This window comes from Kitasatospora sp. NPDC004289 (assembly GCF_053602875.1).
On the sequence record NZ_JBSGEL010000040.1, the window covers coordinates 31,477 to 58,176 of the forward strand.

The window sequence follows — 26,700 nt, forward strand, 5'->3', positions numbered from 1 at the left end:
CCCGCCGACGGCCCGCTGCCCGGTGCCGGGAACCGCCTAGAAGCCGTAGGCGGCGAGGGTCGACTGGATGGTGCTGTTGCCGTCCCACTTGTTGTTGAACAGGTCGTCCCAGGCGGCCTCCGCACCGGTGTTGCCACCGGACAGGGCGACGCCGTACTGCTCGATCTCCCCGTAGCCGGAGTACGCGCTCGAGTCGACCTCGGTCCAGGTGTTGGGGTCGTTGCCGGTGGTGCCGCTGAGCGAGCTCGACGTCCAACTGACGTGCATGATGTTCGACTTGGCGACCAGGCCGAGCTGGGTGTTGCCACCGGCGTTCGCCGTCACCGCGCCCCGGACCTGGCTGATCCCGGACTCGATGCGCACCTTGCAGGCCGTGCCCGCGCTGTCGCAGGCGCTGCCGGTGAACACGTTCTGACCGGCACCGCTGGCGACCCAGCTGAACCCGTTCTGGATCAGCGCCTGCTTGGACGCCGCGCCGAACGGCGCGGCGGCCGGGTCGGCGACCGCGATCCGGTGCCCGCTGGTGCCGAGCCAGCTCACCACGCCCGAGATGGTGGTGGGGGCGCCGCCGGAGACCGGCGAGGCGTCGCAACGGGGCGACTGCGCCTTGCCGTTGCCGCTGCCGTTGGCGTCCGCACCGAAGGCCAGCGGCGGGCTCCCGGCGTTCGACGGGTCGTCACCCTTGGTCGAGCCCGCCCAGCTCCCGCTGCAGCTGTAGATCGCCAGGTGGCCGATGGCCACCGCGTGCCGGCTGGAGGCTGTGCCGTTGCACTCGACACTCCCACTGGCCGTGCACGTACCGCCGTCCACGGTCGGGATGACCGCGTCCACGTTGGCCGCGTCGGCGGACAGGAAGGCGTCGATGTGCAGCGGCCCGTCGACGCAGTTGTTCGACGACGACGGGTTGCAGGTGGTGTACGGGCCCGCGCTCTTCAACTGCTGGCGCAGGCTCCCCGAGGTGATCCCACGCATCGTCGACGTGTCGATCGCCGGCTTGTTCCAGTAACCGCCCACCTGGGAGGCGGTGTTCGCGGTGAACGCGGTGAAGGATTCGAGCGACTCGATCGTGCTCCGCATCTCCCGCGCCGCCGGGTACAGGTTGTTCGCGACGCCGACCTGCGAGTTGGTGGTGGCGGACGCCACCGGCGAGGCGACGGCGATCAGCGCCGTCGCCAGGGCTCCCGCCGCGACGGCGGTGCGTATCCGGCGCATCGCGGTGCGGGCTGCGTTCGGGGCGCTCCACGAGCGCCTCGACCTCTCTTGCATCTGTTACTCCTCGTCGATCCGGGTGGCGGCGGCAGCCGCACGGGCGCCCTGCCGTGGGATCGGGCAATCATCCGAACTGCCATGGCATCTGCGAGGCTTGCCAGGGCGACGTCGCCGCACATGCGTAGATGGTGGTCACTCCGGAACCCGGTAGTCAACCGTTGACAACCCTGTTGGCTGTGGATGTAATGCAGGTATCCAGCCTGCAGCGGGGCCGGCGGCCGACGGCCGTCGGTCCGCTGCCACGCGCACCGAAGGGGCTGGCGGGCACGATGGGCAGAGGCGTGGCATGGCACTGTTGAGCAGACTTTCGCGATCGCGCGTGACCAGGTGGAGCCTGCTGGTCCTCGGAGTGGCCGCGGTGGCCCTGGTCGTCGTGGCCCTGCTCCGCGACGGGTCCGGCGCAGCCGCCAAGGCCCGCAAGGAGGACCCCAGTTGGTGCACCCCGGGCACCCAGCGCAGCGCGCTGTGCCCGAACGGCAAGGAGTTCACTCCGCAGGAGTACGCCACCCACGGCGACGCCTTCGAGTGCGCCAACTTCGCCAGCCAGGCGGACGCCCAGGCGGTGCTGCGGGCCGACCCCGCCGACCCGAACCACCTGGACGACGGAGGCGGCGTCGCCTGCCGCGGCCTGGCGGCACCGCGCGACACCACACCGGTCGCCGGCCCCGCCCGGCAGGCCGCCTGCGGCCCGGGCGAGACCCGCAGCGCGCTCTGCCCCCAGCCGGAACGCCCCTTCGACGCGCGGTACTTCCTGCGCCACGGCACCGACGCCTACGACTGCGCCGACTTCGCGAGCCAGGCCGACGCCCAGGCGGTCCTGCGCTTCGCACCCGCCGACCCGAACCGTCTCGACGAGGACCGCAACGGCATCGCCTGCCCGGACCGTCCGGACCCGAAGGACCTCAAGTCCGTGCGCCGGAACGTCCCTTGACGCGGCGCCGGCCCCTGACCCGTCGACGGCCCGCCCGCGCCCCCGGGGCGCACCCGAACCGACCCTCGAAGGAAACCCCGACTGCCATGACTGCGGACCACCGCCCGTTCTCGCCCCGCACCAGACCCCAGGACGGCTTCACCCTCGTCGAACTGCTCGTGGTCGTCGTGATCCTCGGCGTCCTGGCCGCCGTCGTGGTCTTCTCCGTCCGGGGCATCGGCGACAAGGGCCACCGGAGCGCGGCCGCCACGGACGCGGCCACCGTGCGCACGGCACAGGAGGCCTACTGCGCCAAGAACGGCCGGTACGGCACGTTCGAGGACCTCAAGGCCGCCGGATTCCTGATGGGCGAGCCGACCTACACCATGATGGTGGTCGGCGAGGAGAACAAGTGCGGCAAGGGCGAGAAGTCGTCCTTCGCCCTGTACGACACCACGGCCGCGACCTCGCGCGTCGCGGACGCGGTCCCGGCCGGCACGGCTCCCGTCGACCTGGCGGTCGACGAGAAGGCCGACCGGGTGTACGTCGCGGCCGGCGGCAGCAACGCCGTGATCGTGATCGACGGCAGGACCGACACCCCGGTCGGCGCTCCGATCGACGTCTCCGCCGCCGTGACCGCTCCGACCCGGATCGCGGTCGCCCCCGGATCCGGCCTGGTCTACGTCGGGGGGACGGGCGGCGTCGCGGTCATCGACACCACCAAGGGCAACCAGGTGACCCGGATCGGCGGCTTCACCACCACCGTCAGCGCGCTGGCCGTCTCCCCCGAGAACGGCGACGTCTACGTCAGCAGCGGTACCGTCGGCAACTCGGCGGTCGCCTACGTCCCGGCCGGCGGCACGGCCGCCGTCCCGATCCCGCTGCCCGTCGCCGGGCTCGTGGGCCCGGGCATCGGAACCGACTTCACCTTCGACCCCGTGCACCACGCCGTGTACCTCGCCAAGGCCAACGTCGGCACCGGGAGCAGCGAGGCCGCCTCGATCGGCCTGTACGCCATTTCCTCGCAGACCCGTACCGCCACCGTCCTGGCGCGCTTCCCGACCAAGGGGACCTGCGGCTCCAACGCCGGGGACTTCCTCGTCAGTGGCAGCGTCCGCGGCAGCATCGCCGTCGATCCCCGGCGCAACCTCGTCTACCTGCTCGCAAAGCGCTGCGTCCCGAACCCGGCGGACCCCTCGGGCTCCTGGAAGAACGTCGCGACGACGATCGTCGTCAACCCCGTCGACGGGACCGCCACACCGGTCAACGACCCGGCGGGATCCACCCAGTACCCCATCGGCGCGGTCTACAACCCGACGGCGGGGTCGGTCTACGTCCACCTCGACGGCGGATCGAACTGCGGCACCAACAACGGCGGCCGCGTCGACCGGATCGTCGGGACGACGGTCGTCGGCCAGACCCCGGTCTGCGGAGTGGCCTCCGGTCCCGGCAACCCCACGCACCGGCTCGCCCTGCTGCGGAACTTCAACCGGGTCTTCGTCGCCCAGCAGGCCGGCACCGACGGGTCCGGCGGCCTCGCGATCGCCGATGGCAGCACGCTGCTGCCGCGGGCCCCGCTCGGCACGCCCCGCCTGTTCGGCGCGGTGGCCGTGAACAACACCACCGCGAAGGTCTACGCGGTCGATCCGGCGAACGGCACGGTCTCGGTCTTCCGGACGGGGCCGGCCTGATGCCCCGTCACCAACCCACCGCCGTCGCCGTCCACCGGCGCCGGGGCCGCCTCGCCCGGCTCGGGACGTCCGTCGCGATCGCGGCCCTCGCCCTCACCGCGTGCGGCGAGGGCGGGCCCCCGCCGCGCGGCTTCGACGTCGCCCCGTACGTCCACCGGGGGCACGTGGCCGACTGCGACGCCTTCACCACCCAGGCCGACGCCCAGGCCGTGCTCCGCGCGGACACGCTCGACCCGAACGGCCTCGACCGGGACGGCGACGGCATCGCCTGCCCGGCCCTCCCCGGCCCGAAGGACCGCAAGCCCGTCCCCCGCGACTACACGACCGACCTGGACGGCGCGCCGATCGTCGAACCGATCGCGCCGCCGTCCCCCTGACCGGGGTGGCGGCCGCCACCCCGGAGCCGTCGGACGCGCCGCGGGGTTCACCATCCCGCGATGCGTCCGACGGCGAAGGCCGCGAGGGTGAGCGCCATCACCAGGATCAGGGTCAGCGGGATCCAGCCGGGCCAGGCGTCGTGCAGCTCCACCGGCTCGGGCACCGAGATCGCGTGACAGGTGGACGCCTCGCACTCCGGCGTCTCGGCGGGCGCCGGCCCGGCGGCGGGCTTCCGCAGCGACGGTTGCTCCGTGGACATGACGGCTCCTCAGGACCGCTGGTGGGAAGGGGCGGCGGCGATCGCGGTCACCATTGCGCCGTCCCCGGGGCCCCCTTGAACGGGCCGGCGATCTCGTCGGTGATCCAACCGCCGTAGAAGCCGCCGTCCTGCGGCCGCACCTCCTCGCCGTCCACGGTGCAGCGGTCCACCCGGCCGGGGTAGAAGGCGAAGCAGCCCCGCAGGACGCCGTAGCCCGGGAGCGGGTCCGGATAGGACCACGCCGCACGCGCCACGCGGCGCTCACCGACCGTCAGGTCCCAGTACGAGGCCAGGCCCTTCCACTCGCAGGCGGTCACCGCCTCGGCCGGGCTGAGCACCTCCAGGGCGACGTCGGCGGCCGGGAGGTAGTAGACCGGCGGGTGGCTGGTCTCCAGCACCCGCAGCGCGGACCTGGTGGAGGCGACCTGCCGGCCGCCGAACCAGACCTCCACCGTCCGGCCGGAGGCGTCGTCCACCGCGGGTGGGCGCGGGTAGGCCCACACCGACTCGCGGACGCGGTGCGGATCGGTCACCGGACTCCTCCTTCCGCTCGCCCCCTTCGGACCACCGTCCCAGCCTGCGCCGCCGCGCCGCCCGCGCGTACCCGCAGCGTTGGTGCAGCGGATTCCCGGTGGGACCGCCACCGGCCCGGCGACGTCCTCGTCGCCGGGCCGGTGGCCGTCAGCCGGGAGCGGTCGTCACCACGGGCTCCAGACCGTGGTGGAGTACGAGACGCTCGCCGTCCGGCGGGCCGCGTCCGTGACGGTCAGGGTGGTGGTGGTCATGCCCCAGGCGGTGGGGGTCCCCGAGATCACACCGGTGGCCCGGTCGAGGGAGAGGCCCGGGGGCAGGTTGACCGCGGTCCAGCTGTAGGGGGTGGTGCCGCCGGTGGCGGTGGGGGCCAGGCGGTAGGGGCGGCCGGTGTAGGCGGTCTGGGCGCCGGGGTTGGCCAGGGTCAGCGGACCGGTGCCGCCCGCGGTGACCGTCCAGGTGAAGGCGGCCGAGCCGACCCGGCCTGCCGCGTCCTTGGCCGACAGCGTGACCTCGGAGCTGCCGGGGGTGGTGGGGCTCCCGGTCACGGTGCCGGTGGCGGCGTCGACGGTCAGGCCGGCCGGCAGGCCCGTGGCGGTCCAGCCGTACGGGGCGGTGCCGCCGGAGACCGAGGCCGGCAGCGACACCGAGGTGCCGACCGGGGTGCTCCGGTTGCCGGGGTTGGCGACCGTGACGCCGCCCGGGGCCGGCGGAGTCCCGGTGGTGAGGGTGAGGTTCCACTTGGTGAGCGCCTCGACGACGGGCTGGCCGATGGTGGTCGGGTCCGACTGGCCGCAGCCGTTCCCGCCGCCCGAGTGCACACCGACCGCCTTGGCGTCGGTCTTCGGACCGGTGACGTACGAACCGCCGGAGTCACCGCCGCCGGAGCAGGCGTTGGTCTCGAACAGGCCGTCGATCACCACCGAGCCGTAGTCGACGGTCTGGTTGACCTTGGTGACCGTGCCGCACTGGAGCCGGGTGTTCGCCCCGGAGTGGCAGACCGACATGCCGACGGTCGGGTCGACGGCTCCGGTCACGGTGTAGTCGCCCGCCCCGTAGCCGGAGACCCGGCCCGCCAGGGCCCAGCCGGCCTCGGTGACGTCGACCAGTCCGAAGTCGCCCTCGCGGGCGTTGACCGAGTGGGTGCCGCCGCGGTTGGAGGTGCCCAGCCGGGTGCCGTCCTTGCCGTAGGCGGGCTGGTCCACGTCGTTGGTGCAGTGACCGGCCGTCAGGAAGTGCCGGGCGCCGCCCGCCCCGCCGGCGGAGAAGCCGACCGAGCACTGGCTCTCGCTCCCGGGCTTCCAGGACTCGCCGCCGACCACGTCCCCGCCCTGCTGGCGGTAGGTGACGGTGGATCGGACCACCTCGACCGCCGGGGAGAACGCCCGCAGGTCCTGCTCGGCCGAGGCCGGTGCACCGGAGGCGAGGACCACCACGACCCGGTCCCGGACCGGGTCCGGGCCGTACGCCCGCACCCCCGCGACCCGGGGTATCGCGGCCGCCACCCGGGCCAGCTCACCCGGACCGAACCGGACCCGGGCGGGCAGCGCCCCGGCCGAACGCGCGCGGGACGCCTCTGCCTCCGAGGTCACCGGCACCACCAGGCGGCCCGAACCGGCGTCGAACCAGGACGCGGCGGGGCGCAGCCGGGCCTGCACCGCCCGTGCGGCGTCCTCCGCGGCCCACCGCTGGAGGACCTGAGGAGCCGTCAGGCCGAGGCCGCGCTCCATCGCGTCGAGCAGGGCGTCGGAAGCCGGAGCGGGGGCGGAGGCCGGAGCGGGGGCGGGGGCGGGGGCGGGGGCGGGAGCAGCGGAGGGGGCAGGGGGCACGCCGGGGGCGGGGGCGGCCAGTGCCCCGGGTGCGAGGGGAACGGCGAGTGCCGCGGCCAGGGCCACGGCGCCCAGCAGGCGCAGTCGTCTCATGGGGAGACCCTTCGAGTGGGGGTGAGCGGTGCCCAGAAAGCTAGGCCGGTCCCGCAGCCGCCGAAACGGGGGAATCCCTCGTCCCGCCCGGGGCGGCGGGAGGGTTGTCCGGGGCGTTCCCGGCCCGTACGGTCACCGCATGTCCGAGGAGCCACTGACAGCGGCCGCCGGCCTGCTCCGCTCGGCGGGGTGCCTGGTGGTGCAGGGCCCGTGGGGCAGCGGCAAGAGCACGCTCCTCGCCGCCCTGGTCGCCGGCGCCGACCGGCCGGTGGTCCGTCTCGCCCCTCAACCCGGCGACGAGCGGCGGCCGTTCGGGACGCTCACGGCCCTGGCCGGACAGCTGCCGCCGACCGCGGCAGCGGACCTGCCGGCGGCGCTGCGCCCCGTGGCGCTCCCGGACCGGGCGGGGACGCTCCACCCCGCCGCAGTACCGGACCCGTCGTCAGCGCCCGGCCCATCGGCGGCGGTTCACCCGTCGGCGGCGGACCCCGGAGGCCCGGCCGAGCGCGAGGCCGTCCGGCTGGCCCTGCACGCGGCAACCGCCGCACGCCCCGTCCTGCTGGTGGTCGACGACGCCCAGTGGCTCGACCCGGCCACGGCCGCGGTGCTCGCCCACGCCCGCCGGGCCCTCGCGCCGGGCCGGCTGTCCGTCCTGGCCGCCGTGCGCGGCGCGGCCGTGCCGGTGCCGGTCCGGCAGTTGTGCGGGGACCACGCACCCCGTCTGACGCCCGCTCCGCTGACCGTCCCTCAACTCGCCGACCTGCTGGGGGCGGCCGGCCTCCCGCGCCGTTGGGCCGGCCCGGTGCACCGGTGCAGCGGAGGGAACCCGGCCCTGGTCAGGGCGTCGCTGGCGGCCGCCGGACCGGCGCGGGCCGACGGTCCGGCACTCCCCGGCAGCGTCGCGGACGCCGCCTCCGGGGAGGCCGAACGCTGGCTGGAGACCGTCCCCGCGCCGGTCCGGGAGGTCCTGCTGACGGCAGCGCTCAGCGAGCACCCCACCCTCACCCTGCTGGGCCGCCTGACCGGCCCGGCCGCCTCGGCGGCCCGCCTGCGCGAGGCCGAGGACGCCGGGCTGGTCGGGATCGCCCCGGACGGCGCCGTCGCCTTCGCCGCGGACGCCCTGCGTGCCGCCGCCCGGGGCGGCCGGGCGGTCGACCCCGCCGCCGTGCCGGCCGCGCACCTGGCCCTGGCCGCGGCCGAGACCGATCCGGTGCACGCGGTGCGCCACCGGCTGCTCGGCCAGGACCCGCGGGACCCACGGGCACCGCACGCCGCGGCCGACGCCGAACACGCCGCTGCGCTGGCCCGCCGGGACGGCGAGCGCGCGCTGGCCGCCGAGCTCCTGCTGCTGGCCGCCGACCGCGTCCCACCGGCCGACCGCACCGCCCGCTCCCGCTGCCTGGCGCTGGCCGCCGCGGACGCGGCGGCCGCGGGCCGGCCGGACCTGGCCGCGCGGGTCGCCGGGGCCGTACGCGCCGCCCGACTCGGACCGTCCGAACAGGTCGCCGCCCTGCTCGCCGTGATCGACACCCGGGGCCAGGCCCTGCACGAGAGCGACGCCCTGATCGCGCGCGCCCGCCACCTCGCCGGGGACGACCCCGTGCTGCTCGCCGCCGTCCACCTGCGCGACGCCGTGCGCGCCAACATCGGCCACGGCCGCCCGCACCGCGCCGTGCGGGCCGCGGCGCTCGCCGCCGACCTGGCCAGGTCCGGCGGCGACCGGGTACTGGAGGCGGCCGCCCTGACGATGCGGGCGCGGATGGAGCGGGTGCTCGGCGACCCCGCCTCGGCCCGGAGCCTGGAGCGGGCCCGCGGCCTGGGCGTCCCGGTGTCCCGGCTCGGGGTGCGCGGCAGCCCCGACTACCTGACGGCGCGTCACGCCGTGTTCGACGACCGGCTGGACCGGGCCAGGGCCGTGCTGCTCGACCTCCTGCCGGCGGCCGAGGCCGGCGGCGACGCCGAGGACGTGCAGGAGGTGCTGCGCAGCCTCGCCGAGGTCGAGTGCCGGTCCGGGCACTGTGCCCGCGCCCTGGAGTGGGCCGGGCGCGCACTGCGGCACCGCTCGGCCACCGGGCTGTCGGCCGGTCCGGTCTCGTACACCGCCGCGCTGGCCGAGACGGCCGGCGGCGCGTTCGCCCGGGCCGCCGAGCACGCCGCCCTGGGCCTGCGGGTGGCCCGGGAGGAGCACGACCTGGTGTTCACCTCCCGCAACCTGCTGGCGCTCGGCACCGTACGGCTCGCCACCGGGCGGTTGCGGGAGGCCGCCGCCGCACTGGAGGAGGTCGCCGCGCTGGAGGCCGGTCAGCAGGTCGGTGACCCCACGGTGCTGCGCTGGCAGCCCGAGCTGGCCGAGGCCTGGGCGGGCCTCGGCCGGGCCCGGGAGGCCCACGCGCTGCTGGTGAGCACCCGCGCGGCCCTCGGCCGCGGTGCCCCCGGGACCGGCGCCGAGGCGGCCTGCCTGCGCGCCGCGGCGGCCGTCTCCTCGCAGCTCGGCGAGGCGGACCGGGCCCGGGGTCAGCTGCGGACGGCCGTCGAGCGGTTCGCCGAGCTCGGCCTGCGGCTGGAGCACGGCCGGACGCTGCTCGCCCTCGGAGGCCTGGAGCGTGCCCACCGCCGCCGGGCCGCCGCCCGGGAGGCCTGGGACGAGGCCGCCGAGCTGTTCGCCCGCTGCGGTGCCGCCCCGTGGACCGCCCTGCTCGACGCGCTGGCCGGCCGCTCCGGCCCGACCGCGCCCGACGGTCCGGCCCGCTCGCCCCTCCCGGCCGCCGGTCTGACCGGGGCGGAGGACAGGCTCGCCGCGCTGGTGGCCGACGGCCTCACCAACCGCGAGACCGCCGAACGGCTCCACCTCTCGGTCAAGACCGTCGAGGCGGTGCTCAGCCGCGTCTACCGCAAGCTCGGCGTCCGGTCTCGCACCGAACTGGCCCTGGCCCTGCGCCGGCCGGTGCCGGAGCGGCGGGGCCGCGGCCGCTGAGGGCAACGCCGTTCACCGGATCGGGTGAGACGCACCCCCCTTCCGTCACGTTGAGTGTCCGAATGGGCATCAGAGCGTTACCCATTGGAGGCGGGAGAGCAGGAGGTGCTGGGGATGGCGCGCTTCCGCACGGACCGCCCGCGGCTCTCCTGGTGCACCGCGGCACTCGTGGCCACCCTCGCCCTGCTCCACACGGTCCTGAGCAGCACCCAGCCGCACCTGCCGATGGGCCACCCCGACCACTGCCGCACCGTGGTGACCGCCGCGGCCGCGCCCGCCGGTCAGGAGGACGCGGCCACGGCCGCGACCGAAACGGTGGGCCGGGACCGTCCGGCCCCCGGCCAGTGCGCGGTCGACACGCACCAGGGGCGGCACTCCTCGCCCCAGGTCCGTGCGTCGGTCTCCGTCGTCGCCCTGGGCGTCACCCCCGGCGCCGACCGCCCCCCGACCCGCCCTCGGACGCCGAGCGCACCGCGCCCCGCGTCGAACTCCTCGACGGTCCTGCGCTGCTGAGGGAGCCCGCACGCCGCACAGCCGACCGGCACGCGGCGTGCCGCTGTTCCCCGTCCTGACACATCGGCACATCCGCAGGAGAACTCCGTCATGCCCGACCCCTACTTCGCCGTGCGCGCGCTCGTGCGCGCCGAGGCCACCCGCCAGTCCGCCGTCCGGCCGCCGCAGGCCCCCCGGCCGACGCCCCCGCTCCACCCGGCGCCGCAGCCGGACGCCTCCCCCGTGACCGCCCGGCACGCCGCGTCCCCGAAGGCGCCGCGGTCGGCGCTGACCAGCGCGCTCCGCGCACTGCGGACCGTCTTCGGATAGCGCGGCCCACGGGCCGGGCGGATGGCCACCGCCCGGCCCGTCCCCGCCGCCGGAAGGTAAAGGACCGTTCGGACGCCCTGGGATACAGTCACTCCGCGAATCCTCGGCGTCACGGAAAGTCGCATCGATGAAGCACACTCCCACCCGGGCCACCCGGGACCAGGCCGACCAGGTCCCGCTGCTCGGCGAAGTCACCCAACGGGCCACCGTCGTCAAGTGCATGGGCCGCACCTACACCGCGGCCGCCGCCGACCCCGGCGGCGGCACCGTCCGCCTCGACGACGTCACCGACCCCACCCACCCGCTCCCGCTCGGCACCGCGCACCCCGCGTCCGGCGCGTGGGAGGTGCACGACCGGACCGGCGCCCACCTCACCAGCACCGGCGACCTCCTGTACGCCCTGGCCCTGCTGCGCGAGCACGAGTGGCCCGCTCCCGCGCACGGCCACCCGGGAGCCTTCGGCGGCCTTCCGTAGGCCGACGCCGGGGCCGGTGGCGGGGCCGGTGGCGGTCAAACTCTGGGCAAAGCCTTTCCCAACCACTTGTGTGATCATCTCGGCCCGGCGGGTACGGGCCCCGGCCGCCGCCCACACCCGCTCCTCCGCCTCACCCCGGAGGAGACGTCGAAGGACGAACCGGTTCGAGGACTTCCTGGACCTGCCGGACCACCCCGTGGACGTGGTCACGGCCGCCGCCGGGAGCGAACGGGCCGGCCAACCTCAAACGGCTCGTGGTCAACCGGTCCGTCCGAGGGCCTGGCGGCTCGTCGGGCTCCGCCGGGCGTGCGCCGCGCGCGCCTCGTCCAGGAGTTCGGCCCACGACTCCACCGTGGGGCGGCGGCGCAGCAGCGCCCGGCGGTCGCGTTCGGTCATCCCGCCCCAGACGCCGTGCTCGATGCGCCGGTCGAGCGCATGGGCCAGGCACTCGGTGCGGACCGGGCATCCGTCGCAGACCGCCTTCGCCCGGTGCTGCGCCGCTCCCTCGACGAACAGCGCGTCCGGGTCGACCCTCCGGCACGCCCCGCGCTCCGCCCAGGTACCGTCGATGTCCCCCACGATCTTCCCCTCCCGATGGCGTTCCTGACGGCCCGACAGAGCCGCCGGACGGGTCCATGACACTAGGTGCCCGTCCACCCGCCCGACAGCCGACCATCATCCGATCGAGTGAAGATCGGACAATGCCCCACCACGCGCGGTCAGCGGCGTGAGCCGGGGATCAGACCGTCCAGGTCCGGCACCGGGTGGGGAACGGTCAGCCAGTGCACGAGGGCCTGCCCCCCGAGGCTGGCGCGGCGCAGGCGGCCCGCGACCAGCTCGGCGACGGCACGGGCCTGCCGCGCGGTGAACGGACCGGTGACCAGCCGGCGGCCGTCGGGGAGCACCAGCAGACCTGACCGCGGCCGCCGGGCGGATCCGGTGATGCCGACCAGCAGCGCGGCGGCCGGCGGATCCGGGACGGCGTGCGGGAACGGACGTGCGGCAACGGCGGACCGGATTCGTCGGGACATGGCGTCATCGTGCCCCGCCCGCACCCGAACCGCCTGCCGGACCACCCGCCGGACCACCCGCCGGGCCGCCCGCCGGATCAGGCCGCGGCGGCGAGGTCGGCGGCGCCGAAGCCGACGGAGAAACGCTTGCACCAGATGACGGCGCTGCGGAGGCCGCTGAGGTCGGTGCCGGCCGGGACGGCGTAGTTCTGGTTCCCCATGTTGCCCTTGAGGCGGCCGAGTTCGACGGCGCCGGGGCCGAGGTCGTCGAGCCTGGACTCGGCGGCGGGGCGGGTGGAGAGGTAGACGCGGACGTCGGGGCCCTCGGAGGTGGCGAGGTTCTCCAGGCGCAGGACGGTGCTCCCGTCGGCCAGCCGGACCAGGCGGGCCTGACCGGTGGTGGTGTGCTCGCCGGAGACGAAGCTGCCCCGGCCGAGGTCCGTCGGCGCGGCAGCGGACGGGGCGACACCGGACGGGGCGGGGGTCGCGGCCGTCGAACTGCCGGTCGCGGGCGCGGCGGTGGGGGCGGCGGCGGGAGCGGCGACCACGGTCGGGAGGGCCTCCTCGACGGTCGTGGTCGTGAAGGCCTTCCACGGCTCGAAGGCGAGCAGGCCCGCCGCGACCACCGCCGCCAGCGCGAGCGACAGGACCGTCAGGGTGGGCTTGGACACGCGTCGTCGCATCAGGAACTCCGGGGCGGGGAACGGGCTGACGACCACGATCGAAGCACCACGGGTGTGGGTCGTGCCAGCTCCGAGGGCATTACGGAACCCTGACGCCGACGAGCCCGGGCGGGCACCCGCCGGACCGGACCGGAGCAGCCGACCCGCGCCCGCAGCCGGCGCCCTTCCGCCCCGGACGGAGCGCGGTGGCTCACACGGTTCGCATGCACACCGAGTTCTACCGTCTGTACGGGTGATTCCGTGCCCGCGGCGGGGCCGGCCCGTGCCGGGCGTGGTGGAGTGGCCGGGGCCGGCGTCGCGTCCGGCCGCTGACCTCCTGGAAGGAACTCCCCCTGTGCGTATGCGTGTTCGCATGAGCCTGGCCGTCGCCGTCGCCGCCGCCTGTCTCGCCTCGACCGGCGCGGCGAGCCCCTCCCGGGCCGTCACCGCCCCGACCGCGGAGACGGCGGCCGCGGCACTGCAGCGCGCGGCCGAGCAGTGCGGCTCCGGCGAGGTCTGCTTCTGGCGCGACCGGAACTACTCGGGGACCCCGTGGCGCTGGTCGCCCTCGAACGGCTACCGGGACCTGCCGTCCAACCTGCACGACCACGTGTACTCCTTCTACGCCAACGCCCGCGCCTGCTTCATCGACTGGAGCCCCGAGGAGCGCCGCGCGGTCAACAGCGGTGACTACGCCAAGGCCTACGACACCAACTTCGGCAAGCGGATCGACGCCGTGGACGTCCGCTGCTGAGGCCCCGGCCCACGGGGCTGACGCGCCGTCAGCCCGGGAGGCCTGAACGGCTGGCATGTTCCCGGCCGAAAAATCCCTGTTCACGGCCCTAGCGGGAGCCGGATCACGGGGTCTAGTGTTCCGGCCACGGCGGCCCCACCACAGCCTCGACCGGGCCGTCGGGCAGAGCAGCCGTGCCACGCCACCGGCACTGCTTGCCTCCCACCGGCCGGGTCCGCCCGGAGCGGTCCCCCGTCGCTCCCGGACCCGGCCGTCTGCCGCCCTCTCCCGCCCGTGGCGGGGCGTCAGGGGTGGAGGGACGCCTCGTGCTCGGTGTGACCCTCGGGTTCGAGCTGGATCGTCGAGTGGGCCACGTCGAAGTGGTCACCGACGCAGCGCTGGAGGCGGGCGAGCAGATCGCCCTCGTCGCGCGCGAGCGCCGCCCGCTCCACCACCACGTGCGCGGTGAGGACCGGCATTCCGGAGGTGACCGTCCACCCGTGCAGGTCGTGCACGGCGACGACGCCCGGCTCGGCCGTCATGTGGCGGCGCACCTCGGCGAGTTCGAGGCCCTGCGGGGTCGCCTCCAGCAGCACGTGCACGGCGTCCCGCAGCAGTCCGTACGCCCTCGGCACGATCAGCAGTCCGATCACGATGGAGGCGATCGGGTCCGCCGCCTGCCACCCGGTCAGCAGGATCACCAGGCCTCCCACGATGACCGCGACCGAGCCGAGCGCGTCGCCGAGCACCTCCAGGTAGGCGCCGCGCAGGTTGAGGCTCTGGTCCTTGGCGTCCCGCAGCAGCCACAGGCCGACCAGGTTGGCGGCCAGCCCACCGACCGCGACCGCGAACATCAGCCCGCCCTTGACCTCGACGGGTTCGCTGAAGCGGCCGATCGCCGACCAGAGCACCCACACGAAGATGCCGACCAGGAGCAGGGCGTTGAGTACCGCCGAGAAGATCTCGACCCGGTAGAAGCCGAAGGTCCGCTTCGGGGTGGGGGCGCGCTGGGCGAGGGTGATCGCGCCGAGGGCGAGCGAGACCCCGACCGCGTCGGTGAGGCTGTGCGCGGCGTCGGCGAGCAGCGCCAGCGAACCGGAGACCACCGAGCCGACCACCTGGATGAGGGTGATCGACGCGCTGATGCCGATGGTCCACAGCAACCGCTTGCGGAAGCCGCCGCTCAGGGTGCCGGAGGCGGCGGACGGCGCACCGTGGTCATGGCCCATGCGCACACCTCTCGCCGACGTACGGCACACCCCCGGGTCGCGCGTGCCGGATCCGTACGCCAGTCGACCACGCGGCCCGCACCCCGGCCACCGGCACTGGCCCGAACGCGGTCCCCGTCGATCCTCCCGTTCTCCCGGCCCCGCCCGCCCGCGGCGGTCAGGCCGCGGCTGACTGGTCGCGCCAGTGGCGGAACTCCAGGAGCGGGTCGCCGTCGAGGTCCCACGGGTGTGCGGTCACCACGTGGCCGACGGCCTCGAAGGCCCTGGCCGCGTCCTTGGGGCGGTTGGCCTTGACGAGGGCGTGGGCGAGCAGGTTGAGGTCGGCCTTGGCGTGGGCGTGCCGGAGGCCGCCCGGTGCGGTCCACCGCAGGGCGCGGTCGAGGGCCGCTGCGGCGTCCGGCTGCTCCCAGCGCTGACGGGCTGCCAAGGCACTCGACCCGCCGGCCGCCAGCGCGGCGCGGTAGCGGCCGAGGTAGAGGGCGAGTTCGAGCCCCGCCACCGGCGAGCCGGGCGGCGCGGTGGCGCGGACGTCGTCGACGAAGGCGAGCTCCTCCGCCCGCGAGCCGGACTCCGCCGGGGAGAGGTAGCCGAGCAGCTCCAGGTGCGCGGTGCGGTTCCACCGGTCGCGGGCTCCGATCTCCCGGCAGGTCGGCAGCACCTCGTCGAGCGGTCGGCCCAGCAGCCGCTGGGCTCCGAGCAGGGCGATCCAGGGGGCCGGGTCCTGCGGGCGGGCACCGGCCGCGTCGCGGCACCACCGCTCCACGCCGTGCAGCTCCTCGGTGCTCCCGGTGCGGCGGGCGGCGGCGACGTGCACCCATGCCCGGAAGACCAGCGGATCGGCGTCGTCCGGGCGCTGTCGTCGCCAGACCTGGGCCAGTCGCGGGGTGGCCGCCTCGGCCAGGACCGCCAGGCGCAGGGTGCGACGGTCCCAGGCGGAGCCGGCGTCGCGCAGTGCCCGCTCCACCAGGACGGCGGACAGCTCCAGTTGGCCGTGGGTCTGCGGCACCGTCAACTGCCGATGCACCAGGGCGAGTTCGGCGTCGTCGAGGGCGGGCATGAGGCGTGGCCCGGCGGGGCGGCGGCCGAAGATGGGCATGGCGGGCGGTCCCGGGGGTCGAGCCGGCGGAGGGGTTCACCGATCCAACACGCGGCGCCCCGTTACGGTCAACACCCTTGTCATAAGGCCGGGGCCGCGCCCCTCACCCCGCCCGGGGCCCGCGGCTCATCCGCGCGGAACGGCCCCTGCGGCGGCCGTCCGCAGCACCTCGTAGCCCGCCTGTACGAAGCGCCCGTCCAGCGCGGGTGCGGTGTTGGCCAGGGCCGCGACCGTGGTGGGGCCCTGCGGGGAGAAGCCGACGAAGGTGGTGAACCCGCGGGTGCCGCCCGAGTGGAAGTAGAGGTCCCGGCCACCGGAGTGACGGTGCATCCAGACCAGGCCGAGCCGGTCCGTCGAGCCCGGCAGCCGCAGTCGCAGCCGCTGGACGTCGGCCAGTGCCGCGCCCAGTTCGGCGCCGACGGAGACACCTGCGGCGGAGCCCGGCGGCCCGCTCCGGCTCTCGGCGTGGGTGCGCAGGTAGCGCAGGAGGTCGGCCCCCGAAGACCGCACGGCCCCCGCGCCCGGCAGCCCGGGCATCAGCCACGGCGGTCGCGCACGCCCGTGGCGGTAGCCGACCGCCAGTCCCGCCGCGTCCGGCCGGCAGGAGGTGGCGGTGAGCCCCAGCGGCCCGCAGACCCGTTCGGCCAACAGCTCCCCGTACGTCAGCCCGCCCGTCTCGGCGAGCAGCCGGCCGAGCAGCCCGACCCCGTAGTTGGAGTAGCGGTACCGGCTGCCGGGCGCGCACCGGACGGCGGTCCGGGCCAGCGACTCCCCCAACTGCTCGTCGCCGAAGGCGGCGTAGGGGTTGCCGAACCAGTCCGGCACGGCACCGGCGAGCAGCCCCGGTGGCAGACGGGGCAGCCCCGAGGTGTGGGTGGCCAGGTGGAGCAGGCGGATCGTTCGGGCGGAGCGGCCCCGGGCCGTCCTCCAGTGCGGCGGCAGCCGTCGCTCCACCGGGTCGTCCAGGGCGAGTTCACCGCGGGCGGCCATCTCGGCGAGCAGCAGGGCGGTGAACGTCTTGGAGACCGAGCCGAGTTCGAAGACGGTGTCCGGCGTGCACGGCGGCGCGTCCGGCGCCCGTGCGGCGCGCCCGTGGCAGCGGACCTCCTCCCGGTCCCCCCGGCCGACGGCCACGGTGACCGCGCTCGCGTACGGCCCGGCGGCGCGCACCGCCGCCCCGACCGCCTGGTTGACTGCCTGGTCGACCGCCTGGTCGCACTCGCGGTCGGCCGCGTTCACGCGGCGACCGGCGTGCCGCCGAGGGCGCGGGACAGCGCGACCGTCGCGGCCACCACGCCCACCACGGCGGTGTGTTCGTGTTCGCGGAAGGTGTCCTCGGAGTCCTCGTACAGCGGGGTCGCCCCGTCGCGCGGGATCAGTCCGTCCGGCTGCTGGACGGCGGCCAGCGCCTCCCAGCCGGACCGCCCGGTGACCGGCTCCCCCATGCAGGAGTCGACGATGAGCAGTTCGCCGGCGAGGTCCCACTGCTCGGTCTCCAGCCAGACGTCGAGCCAGACCGGCAGCCAGTCGCGCAGGTAGGCGTGCATCGGCTCGGGCAGGCACTCGGGGCGCGCGCCCCAGTCGGTGAGGTGGAAGACGGTGTGGGTGACGTGGTAGCCGATCACCCAGGCGATGGTCCACGGCTCGGAGAGGGCGCCGAGCCAGGTCGACCGGGCCAGTGCCGGCCAGTCCGGCGCGGGTTCGAGCCCGGCGATCCGCCGGGCGTTGGCGAGGGCGAGCTGCCGGTTGCCGGGGATCTCGACGGCGTGCACGGAGCGGAGCCGGCCGAGGGAGGTGAGCAGTTCGTCCATGGCGGGGTGCCGGTAGCCGGCCCGGGCGAAGTGCGCGTAGGTCTCCAGCGGGTCGATCACCGTGACGTGGCGCAGCTGCCGCTCGTAGAGGAGGTCGCCGTGCCTGAGCTGGGACCAGGAGGCCTCCAGCAGCTCGCGCGCGAGCCGGGCGTCGTGGGCGCCGGTGACGCCGTCGCGCAGCACCAGGGAGGAGGCGAGCGCTGCTTCGCAGAGCGGCTTGTAGACGTCGTTGGGATCGGCGAGGTCGATGATCGTGTTGTCCTCGATCCGGTCGAACCCGCCGAGTTGGCCGGCGTGCAGCCAGGCCAGGGCCCGGGAGCCGAGCTGCTGGGCGAGGGCGAGCACCTGGGTGTCGGTCATCTCCGTGCCCCGTTCAACGGTCATCGGTCATCGGTCAACAGGCGCCGGGCGATGGCGAGTTCGAGCCCGGAGCGGTTGGTCCCGTCGCCGACGAAGCCGATCCGGTCGAGGACCGGCCCGATCTCCAGCCGGTCCGGGCGGCCGTCGGCGTGTGCCCAGGCGAGCCAGCGGGCGAGGCGGACGGCGGTGGTGGGGTCGCGCCGCAGCATCGCGCGGACGGTGCCGCGGGCGAGGTCCAGGGTGTGGGTGCGGGCCGAGTCGTGCACGGCGCCGTCCAGCCCGGGCAGCGCGAGACCGGATAGCTGGGCCATCCGGACGGACCAGGACTGCCAGCCGACGTCCGCCGGGCCGGGCGGCGTCGGTGGCGTCGGGGCCGGGGTCCCGCCGCTCGCGTGGGACGTGGCGGCGAGGAGGCACAGGGCGGCCCAGTCCTGCCAGGCGATCGCCAGGGCACCGCCGTCGGTGGCGGCGGCCGGCTCGGGGAGGGTCCGTCGTGCCTCGGCGAGCAGGGCGGCGGCCGCCTCGTCGGGAGGGGCGCCGGCCAGCAGCTGCGGGGCGAACAGGTTCACGCCGAGCACCCGGGCGGCGGCCAGCAGGGGGCGGCGTGCGGTGGTCTCCGCGGCGCCGTCGGGAAGGGCGGGATCCGCGGGTGCGGCCGTACCCCCGCCGTCCCGAACGGCGTCGAGGGTACGGCCTGACAGGTGCTCCACCGCGGCGGCGTACTCGTCGCGGAGGGTGGTCTCGGCGGACGGCATGGTGGAACCGCCTCCTTCACGGGATGGGGCACGGGTCCGGTACGGCGCCGTGCCGCAGGGCTGCCGCGCGCCGGGACCGACGGGGCCGACTACCGGGTCGGCCTCTCCTTCGGCGGCTTCGGGGAAGCCAGCAGCAGCCCGGCCAGCAGCACTGCGCCGGCGGCCTCGGGCAGGTACGTGGGCGCGTCGGACACGACGGCCTCGTCCTCCACCATCAGGCTCGCGAGCGTCCCGGCCTCGGCGAGCGTCGCGCTGCGTGACGCCGGAGCGGTTTCGGTCTGGAACTGAGCAAGCATCAGATGTGCCTCCTCGTCTGGTTTTCGCCGTTCGGTCGAACGGCGCCCCCCGTTCGACAGTACGAGCACGAACCGATGGTCGCACCCGCAGCGGGGCGGGCAGCGGCCGGACGCATCGGTTCCGCAGCGGATCAAGCGGGCTCCCCCGCACGGGAGTTGGGGGACCAGGCGGCCCCCGCACCGGGCGGGTGGTCAGCGGCGGTGCAGCAGGAAGCCGTGCTCCCGCAGGGACTCCAGGCCGAACTTGGCGACCATGCGGTGGTCGGGGCGGTCGTCGTCGAAGACGTGCTCGATGTCGAACGCGTCGCCGAAGTACCCCCGGACCGCGTCCGGCCCCACCGAGAAGGGCGGGGTGTCCATCACCGGCGCGTACTCCAGGGTGTTGAGGAAATACCGGGCCCCGGCCGGCAGGAGGCCGGTCAGGTGCGCGGCGAAGCGCTCGCGCATCGGTTCCGGGAACGCGACCAGGCAGGCACGGTCGTACACCACGTCGACGGGGCCGAGGCCGGCGGCGGTGAGGTCGAAGAAGTCCCGCACCAGCACGGTCAGGTTGCCCACCCGGAAGACCCCGGGCTCCGTCCGGACGGCGTCGAGCGCGTTGTCCGCGAGGAACTGGGCCACCGCCGACTCGACGAGCTCGACGCCGACCACCTCGCGGGCCCGCCGGGCGAAGGCGGGCATGTCCAGGGACTTCCCGCACAGCGGCACCAGGACCCGGGCCCCGTCCAGGAGCCCACTGTCCACCAGGTACCGCGCGTGCGGGTGCACCTCCGGCAGGTGGAAGCTCGTCTTCGAGCCGCCCTCGTCCCACGAGTCGAACCAGAACTGGCGTTCCACCGCGCCTCCCCCTCGCCACGGTCCGGCGCCCCCCGCGGACGGACCGGGGCGAGCGTACCGCCCGCGCACCGGCACCGGCGGGGCAACGGCCGAATCCACGGAGCAGCCGTGCGGGGCAGCGGAGTTGACGGCCCGTCGGATCCGGTCGGCGCTGCGGGGTCCGCCACGGTGCGGTGCACTGCGGCGAGCGCCTGCGAGGGCTCGAAAAATATGCCCGGAAAAACACGGAGCACAATGTGGGAACGTTCCGGACCCGGGCCTGCTACAGTCGTTGTAGTTGCAGTAGTGGTTCCCATGAACTTTGTGTGCGCCTGCTGATGTTTCGCGGGCGCATTTTTTGTTTTCCGATTTTTTCGGATGGGCGCTCATCGCGGCGACTCGGAGCGTGCGACGTGCGCGTTCCGGACGGCCCTTTGAAGGAGATTTTTAATGGCTAATGGCACCGTGAAGTGGTTCAACTCGGAAAAGGGCTTCGGCTTCATCGAGCAGGAGGGTGGCGGCCCGGACGTCTTCGCCCACTACTCGAACATCAACGCCAACGGCTTCCGTGAGCTGCTCGAGGGCCAGAAGGTCGAGTTCGACGTCACCCAGGGCCAGAAGGGCCCGCAGGCCGAGAACATCCGCCCGCTGTAGTTCCTGTGCCGGGTGACCCACCTGGCAACGAGAGGCCCGCACCGCGCACACCGCGCGGTGCGGGCCTCTCGGCGTTCCTCCGGCCTCGGGCCCCGTCAGGGTCCGGCCGGGACGGCGGGGACGGCCGGGACGGCGGGGACGGCCGGGACGGCGGGGGTGACGATGAGGACGTCCAGGGTGCGGGGGCCGTGGACGCCCTCCACCCGGTTGAGCTCGATGTCGCTGGTGGCGGAGGGGCCGGAGATGAACGTCAACGGCTTGCGCGGGTCGAGGCGGGCGAGGGCGTCGGGGAGGTCGTCGGCGATCTGGTCGGCTCCGATGACGCAGAGGTGGTAGTCGGGGACCAGGGTGAGGGCGCGGCGGCCCTGGCCGGGGCCGGTGTCGAGCACGATGGTGCCGGTGACGGCGATGCCCGCGGCGGCGAGGGTGACCGCGCCGTCGAGGGCGTCCAGGGCGGGGACGTCCAGCGGTTCGGGGTGCCAGTCCCACCCACCGGTGGGCAGGAGCTCGCCGGGGAGGCCCGTGGGGACGGCGAGGCGGGTGGCCCCCTGCCGGGTGAGGGCGGCGGCGACGGCGTCGCGCAGGCCCGCCGGGTCGGTGCGGGTGACGGTGGCGCGGTAGTCGGCGACGCGTTCGGCGAAGAGGTCGACGCGGTCCCGGCCGGGTTCGAGGTGGCTGCGGAGGTGGTCGCGGGGGACGGGGACGTCCTCGGGCCGCTCGTCGGCGGGGACGTCGGCGAGTGCGGCGCGGATCCGGGCGAGGACGCCCTCGCGGCTGCTCATCCCTGGCTCTCCCTGTTCTCGCGGTTCTTGCGCCACCAGGCGCGGAAGGACTCGGCCGGCGGCACGGGGGTGTCGCGGCTGTCGGACCACCCGTGCATCGGGCCGGGCACCCGCCCGATCTTCCCGTCACGGGACAGCAGCCGGCCACCGAGGGCGGCGGCCTTCTGGGCGGCGCCGAGCAGCCGCGGCGAGTCCAGCACGTAGCCGGCCGCCTTCATCGCGACCGCCTCCAGGCCGGAGCCCTCGGCCTCGACGGCCTTGGCCCGCAGGTGGGTGAGCACCTCGGGGATGTTGATCTTCACGGGGCAGGCGTCGTAGCAGGCCCCGCACAGCGTGGAGGCGAACGGCAGGGAGGCCGCGTGCTCCACGCCCACCAGCTGAGGGGTGAGGACGGCGCCGATCGGCCCGGGGTAGACGGAGCCGTAGGCGTGCCCGCCGGTGCGCTCGAAGACGGGGCAGACGTTCAGACAGGCGGAGCAGCGGATGCAGGCCAGGGCCTGGCGGCCGACCTGGTCGGCGAGGGTGTCGGTCCGGCCGTTGTCGAGCAGCACCAGGTGGAAGGCCGACGGTCCGTCACCCTCCGAGGTGCCGGTCCACATCGAGGTGTAGGGGTTCATCCGCTCGCCGGTGGAGGAGCGGGGCAGCAGCTGGAGGAAGACCTCCAGGTCGGCGAAGGAGGGCACCACCTTCTCGATGCCCATGACGGTGATCAGCGTCTGCGGGAGGGTGAGGCACATCCGGCCGTTGCCCTCGGACTCCACCACCACGACCGTGCCCGTGTCCGCGCAGGCGAAGTTGGCTCCCGAGACCGCGACCTTGGCCCTGAGGAACTTCTCCCGCAGGTGCTGCCGCGCGGCCTCCGCCAGCGCGGCGGGCTCGTCGGTGAGGCCCTCCGGGGCGGGGCGGCCCCACGAAGCCATCCGGGCGGCGAAGACGTCGCGGATCTCGGTGCGGTTGCGGTGGATCGCGGGCACCAGGATGTGCGAGGGCCGGTCGTCGCCCAACTGCACGATCAGCTCGGCGAGATCGGTCTCGTAGGCGGTGATGCCGACCTCCGCCAGGTGCTCGTTGAGACCGATCTCCTGGGTGGCCATCGACTTGACCTTGACCACCTCGGTCTCGCCGGTGGCCCTCACCAGCCGCGCCACGATCCGGTTCGCCTCGGAGGCGTCCGCCGCCCAGTGCACCGTGCCGCCCGCCGCCGTGACGGCGGCCTCCAACTGCAGCAGATAGCGGTCGAGATGACGCGCCGTCCGCCGCTTGATCGCCTCGCCGGCCTCCCTGAGCTGCTCCCAGTCGTCCAGTTCGCCGGCGACCGCGAGCCGCTTGTCGCGGATGGTGCCGGTGGCGCGTCTGAGGTTGGCGCGCAGCTGACCGTCCTTCAGGGCCTCGCGCGCCGCCTCCGGGAAGGAGGGCGCGCCGAGCCACACCACGCCACGGTCGCTCATCGCAGGTCTCCCTCGGTCGCGGCCAGGATCTCCGCGAGGTGCGCCGTCCGCACAGCGCTGCCCTGCCGGGACAGTCCTCCGCCGATGTGCAGCAGGCAGGAGTTGTCGACCGCGCAGAGCACCTCGGCGCCGGAGGCCGTCACCTCGCCGGTCTTGTCGGCGAGCATCGCGGCGGAGGTGTCGGCGTTCTTCACCGCGAAGGTGCCGCCGAAGCCGCAGCAGGAGTCGGCCCTCGGGAGCTCGACCAGCTCCAGCCCCCGCACCGCCCGCAGCAGCCGCTCGGGGCGCTCCCCCAGCCGCAGCCCGCGCAGCGAGTGGCAGGTCGGGTGGTAGGCGACCCGGTGCGGGAAGGAGGCCCCGACGTCCTCGACCTTCAGCACCTCGGTCAGGAATTCCGTGAACTCGTGGACCCTGGGCACGAGTTCGGTCACCCGCCGGTGGAGCGCGGGCTCGGTGGCGAGCAGCGGGTGGTTCTCCCGGACCATGCCCGCGCAGGATGCGGAGGGGGTGACCACCGCGTCGTACTCGCCGAAGACCCGGGCGAAGCGCTCCACCAGGGGGAGGGCCTCGGCGCGGTAGCCGGTGTTGAAGTGCAGCTGCCCGCAGCAGCTCTGCTCGAACGGGAACTCCACCGTGTGGCCGAGCCGTTCCAGCACGGTCACCACCGCCCGGCCGGTGGCCGGGTGGAGCGTGTCGGTGTGGCAGGTGATGAACAGGGCGATCCGCATCGCGACAACCCCTCCTCGGTGGGGACCGGTACGTGCTCGGTCGGCAGTCCGTCGCCCCGCACTCGGACGACCGGCACCGGGTGCCGGGGCTCGACGGTACCGCTTCCGCACGGGCAGCGGTGACGGGCCGTCATGCGGCGAGCGAGGAGATCGCGTCGCCGACGTACTCGGCGCCCAGGACGACCGGCAGGACGGTCATGATCGCGGTGTTGTGGACGGACGTCCACGCCTTCCACTCCCCCAGGACGGTGCCGGACCGCTGCCCGCCCAGCAGGTGGACGCCGAGCGGCAGCAGCGTGCAGAGCGAGCCGATCGCCACCATCAGCGCCACCGCGACGGTCCTGCCGCCGCCGTCCGCGCCGCTGGTGGCGATCGAGACGGCACCGCCGACGGCCAGCACGAGGTTCTTCGGGTTGGCCGCGACCAGCGCCGCGGCCAGGCCGGCGGACTCGGCCGGGGTGAAGGTGTCGACGGTGCGCATCCACTTCGGCGGCTCCGTGACGTGCCCCTGCCGCGGCCGCTCCCGCCACTGCCGCGCGCCCAGCAGCAGGAGCAGCACCCCGAGCGCGAGCTCCAGCCAGGACGACCAGGCCGGCTTCCCGCCGTCGGTGTCGATGCCCGACCCGGCGAGGACGACCACCGAGGTCACCGCCGCCAGCGCGACCACCCACCCGGCGGTGAACGCGATGCCGTTCACCCTGCCCCGGGGACTGGCGAGCATCAGGATCACCGCGATCAACGGCAGCGGGCTGATCGCGATGCCCACCGCCGAGGCCAGCATCGCCCCGATCGCCTCACCCATCGATTCCCCTTCCGGCCTCACGCTCGTGGAGGTGCGGCCGTGCCCGCCCGCCCGACGCGGCGTCCGGCGGGCGGGCAGGGCGGGTGACCTGCGCCCGGTCGCGGCCACGGACCCTGCTGGCCACCCTCCCCAGCGCACGCGTGCTCCGCGACCGACGGGAGCCGGACGGGTGAGACGACGGGCATGCCACCGGGGCGGTCAGCGGGGGCGTGCCACCGGGGCGGTCAGCGGGGGTCGAGCCAGCCGAGGGCCGCGACGGTCATGGCCCGGACTCCGGTCCCGATGGTGGGTTCGGCGACGGGGGCGAAGCGGGGTGAGTGGTTGGAGGGGACGTCGCGTCCCAGGGTCCCGTCGCGCACCGCGGCTTCGAAGACGGCGGGGTCGATGCCGCCGAAGTACCAGTAGCAGAGCGGGGCTCCGGAGGCGGTGGCCAGGACGCCGCAGTCCTCGCTGCCGGTGGCGGGCCCGTGGTCGAGGACGGCGTCCTCGCCGAAGTGGGCACGCAGCGCCGCGGTGGTGCGCTCGTACGCGGGGCGGTCGTTGACGAGGACGGGGAAGGAGTCGATCACGGTGATCTCCGGGGGGCGGTCCGCCCCGGAGGCGGCGGCCTCGGCCTGGACGATGCGGGTGATGCCCTTGAGGACGGCGTCGCGGACCTCGGGGGTGAAGGTGCGGACGTTGACCTTGAGTTCGGCCTCGTCGGGGATCACGTTGTCCCTGGTGCCCGCGGTGAGGGCGCCGACCGTGACGACCGCGGTGTCACCGCCCGCGACCTCGCGCGAGACCACGGTCTGCAGGCGCATGACCGTGGCGGCGGCCATCACCACCGGATCGATCGCCATCTCGGGGCGGGAGCCGTGCGCGCCGCGGCCGAACATCCGCACGTGCAGCGCGTCGGTGGCCGCCATCGCCGGCCCGGGGTGGCAGCCGATGGTCCCGGCCGGGATGGGTGCGACGTGCTGGCCCAGGACGACGTCGGGGGTGCCGGCCCGGTCGAACAGCCCGTCGTCGACCATGGCCCGCGCACCCGAACCGATCTCCTCGGCGGGCTGGAACACCGCCACGAGGGTGCCGGACCAGCACTGGCGCGCTCCGGCGAGCAGGTCGAGTGCGCCGAGCAGGCAGGTGACGTGCACGTCGTGCCCGCAGGCGTGCATCACCGGCACCGGCTGCCCGTCCTGGTCGGTGCCCGTCGCCTCGCTGGCGTACGCGAGCCCGGTCTGCTCCAGCACCGGCAGCGCGTCCATGTCGGCGCGCAGGAGGACCCTCGGCCCCTCGCCGTTGGCCAGCACGCCCACCACCCCGGTGCCGCCGACGCCTTCGGTGACCTCGAAGCCGAGCCGCTTCAGGTCCTGCGCGACCAGACCCGCCGTGCGGGTCTCGGCGAAGGACAGCTCCGGGTGGGCGTGCAGGTCCTCGTAGAGCTCCTCCAGGCGCGGGCGGATCTCGGCGAGCCTGCGCAGGACGGGGGTGGCGGCCTCGTGCCGGCGGTCGTCGCTCATGCCCGCCACCCTCGGCCGCGCCCGCTGCGGCGGCCACCGGTACGCGCGTTCGGGTGAGCGGGGGTCGGGGGCCGCCGCGCGTCCTGCGGCCGGGGCCGGGGGCACCCTACCGTGACGGGCATGGGACCTACCGCGCGCACCACGGCCGACCGCTACCCCGAGCGGGTCACCTACGACCGGGAGGCGGCCTACGCCGTGCTGGACGAGGCCCTCGCCGTCCACGTCGGCTTCGCCACCGACCTCGGCCCGGTGGTCATCCCCACCCTGCACATGCGGGTCGGGGACCAACTGCTGCTGCACGGCTCGGCGTTCGGCCGCTTCATCACCACAGCGGCCGCCGGGGCCCCGCTCTGCGTGACCGCCACCCTGATCGACGGCGTGATCCTGGGGCGGGCCTCCTCGCACCACTCGGCCGCCTACCGCTCCGTCATGGTCTTCGGCCGGGCGACTCCGATCGAGGACGCGCAGGAGCGGGCCGACGCCCTCGCCGAGGTGGTCGAGAGCGTCATCCCCGGCCGGCTCTCCGGCCCGAACGCGGCGCGGCGCCCCAGCGTCGAGGAGGCCCACTACACCGCCTGCCTGACGATGCCCATCGAGGAGTTCTCGATGAAGGTCCGGGCCGGCTTCGCCCGTGACGAACCCAAGGACGACCACGTCGAGGCCTGGGCCGGCTGGATCCCCCTGACCACCGCTCCCGGCACCCCCGTCCCCGACGCCATCACCGGGACCCGCTTCTCCGCCCCCGCCTACGACCCGGCCGTCCACCGCTTCCGCCAGAACTGACG

General features: G+C 75.0%; 29 protein-coding genes. 10 read left to right on the forward strand and 19 right to left on the reverse strand.

The features are described 5' to 3' along the window. Positions 1-36: 36 nt before the first annotated feature. Positions 37-1,266: a hypothetical protein gene (locus tag ACWEPF_RS25205; protein ID WP_452174275.1), complete on the reverse strand. Its 1,230-nt coding sequence runs from the start codon at positions 1,264-1,266 to the stop codon at positions 37-39. Positions 1,267-1,588: 322 nt separating this feature from the next. Between ACWEPF_RS25205 and ACWEPF_RS25210 the strand changes: the two genes are divergently transcribed. The 3 genes from ACWEPF_RS25210 to ACWEPF_RS25220 all read left to right on the forward strand — a co-directional run bounded on the left by ACWEPF_RS25210 (position 1,589) and on the right by ACWEPF_RS25220 (position 4,247). Beyond that, complete coding sequence (locus ACWEPF_RS25210) at positions 1,589-2,200, forward strand: hypothetical protein (protein WP_452174276.1); 612 nt, start codon at positions 1,589-1,591, stop codon at positions 2,198-2,200. Between the two features lie 86 nt (positions 2,201-2,286). Beyond that, positions 2,287-3,870 (forward strand): YncE family protein, encoded by a 1,584-nt coding sequence (locus ACWEPF_RS25215; protein ID WP_452174277.1) that lies wholly within the window; start codon positions 2,287-2,289, stop codon positions 3,868-3,870. Next, positions 3,870-4,247, forward strand: a complete 378-nt coding sequence (locus tag ACWEPF_RS25220) for an excalibur calcium-binding domain-containing protein (protein ID WP_452174278.1) — start codon at positions 3,870-3,872, stop codon at positions 4,245-4,247. Before ACWEPF_RS25215 ends, ACWEPF_RS25220 begins: the two co-directional genes overlap by 1 nt. Positions 4,248-4,294: 47 nt before the next feature. Here ACWEPF_RS25220 and ACWEPF_RS25225 read toward each other — a convergent pair whose 3' ends face one another. The 3 genes from ACWEPF_RS25225 to ACWEPF_RS25235 all read right to left on the reverse strand — a co-directional run bounded on the left by ACWEPF_RS25225 (position 4,295) and on the right by ACWEPF_RS25235 (position 6,960). Further along, complete coding sequence (locus ACWEPF_RS25225; protein ID WP_452174279.1) at positions 4,295-4,507, reverse strand: hypothetical protein; 213 nt, start codon at positions 4,505-4,507, stop codon at positions 4,295-4,297. A gap of 47 nt (positions 4,508-4,554) precedes the next feature. Beyond that, on the reverse strand, positions 4,555-5,040 hold the full coding sequence (locus ACWEPF_RS25230) for a DUF427 domain-containing protein (RefSeq protein WP_452174280.1): 486 nt from the start codon (positions 5,038-5,040) through the stop codon (positions 4,555-4,557). Positions 5,041-5,205: 165 nt separating this feature from the next. Beyond that, on the reverse strand, positions 5,206-6,960 hold the full coding sequence (locus tag ACWEPF_RS25235) for a putative Ig domain-containing protein (RefSeq protein ID WP_452174281.1): 1,755 nt from the start codon (positions 6,958-6,960) through the stop codon (positions 5,206-5,208). Between the two features lie 139 nt (positions 6,961-7,099). On the opposite strand from ACWEPF_RS25235, the gene ACWEPF_RS25240 reads away from it, so the two are divergent. The 4 genes from ACWEPF_RS25240 to ACWEPF_RS25255 all read left to right on the forward strand — a co-directional run bounded on the left by ACWEPF_RS25240 (position 7,100) and on the right by ACWEPF_RS25255 (position 11,231). Further along, on the forward strand, positions 7,100-9,934 hold the full coding sequence (locus ACWEPF_RS25240; RefSeq protein ID WP_452174282.1) for an AAA family ATPase: 2,835 nt from the start codon (positions 7,100-7,102) through the stop codon (positions 9,932-9,934). 114 nt (positions 9,935-10,048) lie between these two features. After that, on the forward strand, positions 10,049-10,447 hold the full coding sequence (locus tag ACWEPF_RS25245; protein ID WP_452174283.1) for a hypothetical protein: 399 nt from the start codon (positions 10,049-10,051) through the stop codon (positions 10,445-10,447). 90 nt (positions 10,448-10,537) lie between these two features. Further along, on the forward strand, positions 10,538-10,756 hold the full coding sequence (locus tag ACWEPF_RS25250) for a hypothetical protein (RefSeq protein WP_452174284.1): 219 nt from the start codon (positions 10,538-10,540) through the stop codon (positions 10,754-10,756). Between the two features lie 127 nt (positions 10,757-10,883). Then, complete coding sequence (locus tag ACWEPF_RS25255; RefSeq protein ID WP_452174285.1) at positions 10,884-11,231, forward strand: hypothetical protein; 348 nt, start codon at positions 10,884-10,886, stop codon at positions 11,229-11,231. Positions 11,232-11,489: 258 nt separating this feature from the next. Here ACWEPF_RS25255 and ACWEPF_RS25260 read toward each other — a convergent pair whose 3' ends face one another. The 3 genes from ACWEPF_RS25260 to ACWEPF_RS25270 form a co-directional block, all read right to left on the reverse strand. Beyond that, positions 11,490-11,801 carry a WhiB family transcriptional regulator gene (locus ACWEPF_RS25260; RefSeq protein ID WP_452174314.1) on the reverse strand — a complete coding sequence of 104 codons (312 nt, stop codon included), beginning with the start codon at positions 11,799-11,801 and terminating at the stop codon, positions 11,490-11,492. A 149-nt stretch (positions 11,802-11,950) separates the two neighbouring features. After that, complete coding sequence (locus ACWEPF_RS25265) at positions 11,951-12,262, reverse strand: hypothetical protein (protein ID WP_452174286.1); 312 nt, start codon at positions 12,260-12,262, stop codon at positions 11,951-11,953. Between the two features lie 77 nt (positions 12,263-12,339). Further along, positions 12,340-12,924: a DM13 domain-containing protein gene (locus tag ACWEPF_RS25270; protein ID WP_452174287.1), complete on the reverse strand. Its 585-nt coding sequence runs from the start codon at positions 12,922-12,924 to the stop codon at positions 12,340-12,342. Between the two features lie 352 nt (positions 12,925-13,276). Between ACWEPF_RS25270 and ACWEPF_RS25275 the strand changes: the two genes are divergently transcribed. After that, a complete protein-coding gene (locus ACWEPF_RS25275) occupies positions 13,277-13,657 on the forward strand; it encodes a peptidase inhibitor family I36 protein (protein WP_452174288.1) in 381 nt (126 codons plus the stop codon). Positions 13,658-13,941: 284 nt separating this feature from the next. On the opposite strand, the gene ACWEPF_RS25280 is transcribed toward ACWEPF_RS25275, so the two are convergent. The 7 genes from ACWEPF_RS25280 to ACWEPF_RS25310 all read right to left on the reverse strand — a co-directional run bounded on the left by ACWEPF_RS25280 (position 13,942) and on the right by ACWEPF_RS25310 (position 20,020). Further along, the gene (locus tag ACWEPF_RS25280; protein ID WP_452174289.1) at positions 13,942-14,865 is read right to left on the reverse strand and encodes a cation diffusion facilitator family transporter; all 924 of its coding nucleotides are present in this window, start codon (positions 14,863-14,865) and stop codon (positions 13,942-13,944) included. A 157-nt stretch (positions 14,866-15,022) separates the two neighbouring features. Continuing rightward, a complete protein-coding gene (locus ACWEPF_RS25285) occupies positions 15,023-15,961 on the reverse strand; it encodes a hypothetical protein (protein ID WP_345288488.1) in 939 nt (312 codons plus the stop codon). A 126-nt stretch (positions 15,962-16,087) separates the two neighbouring features. Continuing rightward, positions 16,088-17,200, reverse strand: coding sequence for a serine hydrolase domain-containing protein (locus ACWEPF_RS25290; protein WP_452174290.1), 1,113 nt, complete (start codon positions 17,198-17,200; stop codon positions 16,088-16,090). Further along, a complete protein-coding gene (locus ACWEPF_RS25295; protein WP_452174291.1) occupies positions 17,197-18,156 on the reverse strand; it encodes a DUF6895 family protein in 960 nt (319 codons plus the stop codon). The genes ACWEPF_RS25290 and ACWEPF_RS25295 overlap by 4 nt, the downstream gene beginning before the upstream one ends. After that, positions 18,153-18,887 carry a hypothetical protein gene (locus ACWEPF_RS25300; RefSeq protein ID WP_452174292.1) on the reverse strand — a complete coding sequence of 245 codons (735 nt, stop codon included), beginning with the start codon at positions 18,885-18,887 and terminating at the stop codon, positions 18,153-18,155. The genes ACWEPF_RS25295 and ACWEPF_RS25300 overlap by 4 nt, the downstream gene beginning before the upstream one ends. Before the next feature lie 89 nt (positions 18,888-18,976). Beyond that, complete coding sequence (locus tag ACWEPF_RS25305; RefSeq protein ID WP_345288480.1) at positions 18,977-19,183, reverse strand: hypothetical protein; 207 nt, start codon at positions 19,181-19,183, stop codon at positions 18,977-18,979. 192 nt (positions 19,184-19,375) lie between these two features. Continuing rightward, positions 19,376-20,020, reverse strand: a complete 645-nt coding sequence (locus ACWEPF_RS25310) for a hypothetical protein (protein WP_452174293.1) — start codon at positions 20,018-20,020, stop codon at positions 19,376-19,378. 429 nt (positions 20,021-20,449) lie between these two features. Here ACWEPF_RS25310 and ACWEPF_RS25315 point away from each other — a divergent pair, with 429 nt between their 5' ends. Continuing rightward, on the forward strand, positions 20,450-20,653 hold the full coding sequence (locus ACWEPF_RS25315; RefSeq protein WP_045694210.1) for a cold-shock protein: 204 nt from the start codon (positions 20,450-20,452) through the stop codon (positions 20,651-20,653). 95 nt (positions 20,654-20,748) lie between these two features. Here ACWEPF_RS25315 and ACWEPF_RS25320 read toward each other — a convergent pair whose 3' ends face one another. The 5 genes from ACWEPF_RS25320 to ACWEPF_RS25340 all read right to left on the reverse strand — a co-directional run bounded on the left by ACWEPF_RS25320 (position 20,749) and on the right by ACWEPF_RS25340 (position 25,915). Next, positions 20,749-21,435 carry a LutC/YkgG family protein gene (locus tag ACWEPF_RS25320; RefSeq protein ID WP_452174294.1) on the reverse strand — a complete coding sequence of 229 codons (687 nt, stop codon included), beginning with the start codon at positions 21,433-21,435 and terminating at the stop codon, positions 20,749-20,751. Next, positions 21,432-22,883 carry a LutB/LldF family L-lactate oxidation iron-sulfur protein gene (locus tag ACWEPF_RS25325; protein ID WP_452174295.1) on the reverse strand — a complete coding sequence of 484 codons (1,452 nt, stop codon included), beginning with the start codon at positions 22,881-22,883 and terminating at the stop codon, positions 21,432-21,434. Before ACWEPF_RS25325 ends, ACWEPF_RS25320 begins: the two co-directional genes overlap by 4 nt. Beyond that, the gene (locus tag ACWEPF_RS25330) at positions 22,880-23,611 is read right to left on the reverse strand and encodes a (Fe-S)-binding protein (protein WP_345288472.1); all 732 of its coding nucleotides are present in this window, start codon (positions 23,609-23,611) and stop codon (positions 22,880-22,882) included. Before ACWEPF_RS25330 ends, ACWEPF_RS25325 begins: the two co-directional genes overlap by 4 nt. Positions 23,612-23,741: 130 nt before the next feature. Then, the gene (locus tag ACWEPF_RS25335) at positions 23,742-24,413 is read right to left on the reverse strand and encodes a GAP family protein (protein WP_452174296.1); all 672 of its coding nucleotides are present in this window, start codon (positions 24,411-24,413) and stop codon (positions 23,742-23,744) included. Between the two features lie 224 nt (positions 24,414-24,637). Then, complete coding sequence (locus ACWEPF_RS25340) at positions 24,638-25,915, reverse strand: amidohydrolase (RefSeq protein ID WP_452174297.1); 1,278 nt, start codon at positions 25,913-25,915, stop codon at positions 24,638-24,640. Between the two features lie 120 nt (positions 25,916-26,035). On the opposite strand from ACWEPF_RS25340, the gene ACWEPF_RS25345 reads away from it, so the two are divergent. Continuing rightward, positions 26,036-26,698 carry a pyridoxamine 5'-phosphate oxidase family protein gene (locus ACWEPF_RS25345; RefSeq protein WP_380150290.1) on the forward strand — a complete coding sequence of 221 codons (663 nt, stop codon included), beginning with the start codon at positions 26,036-26,038 and terminating at the stop codon, positions 26,696-26,698. Positions 26,699-26,700 lie beyond the last annotated feature (2 nt).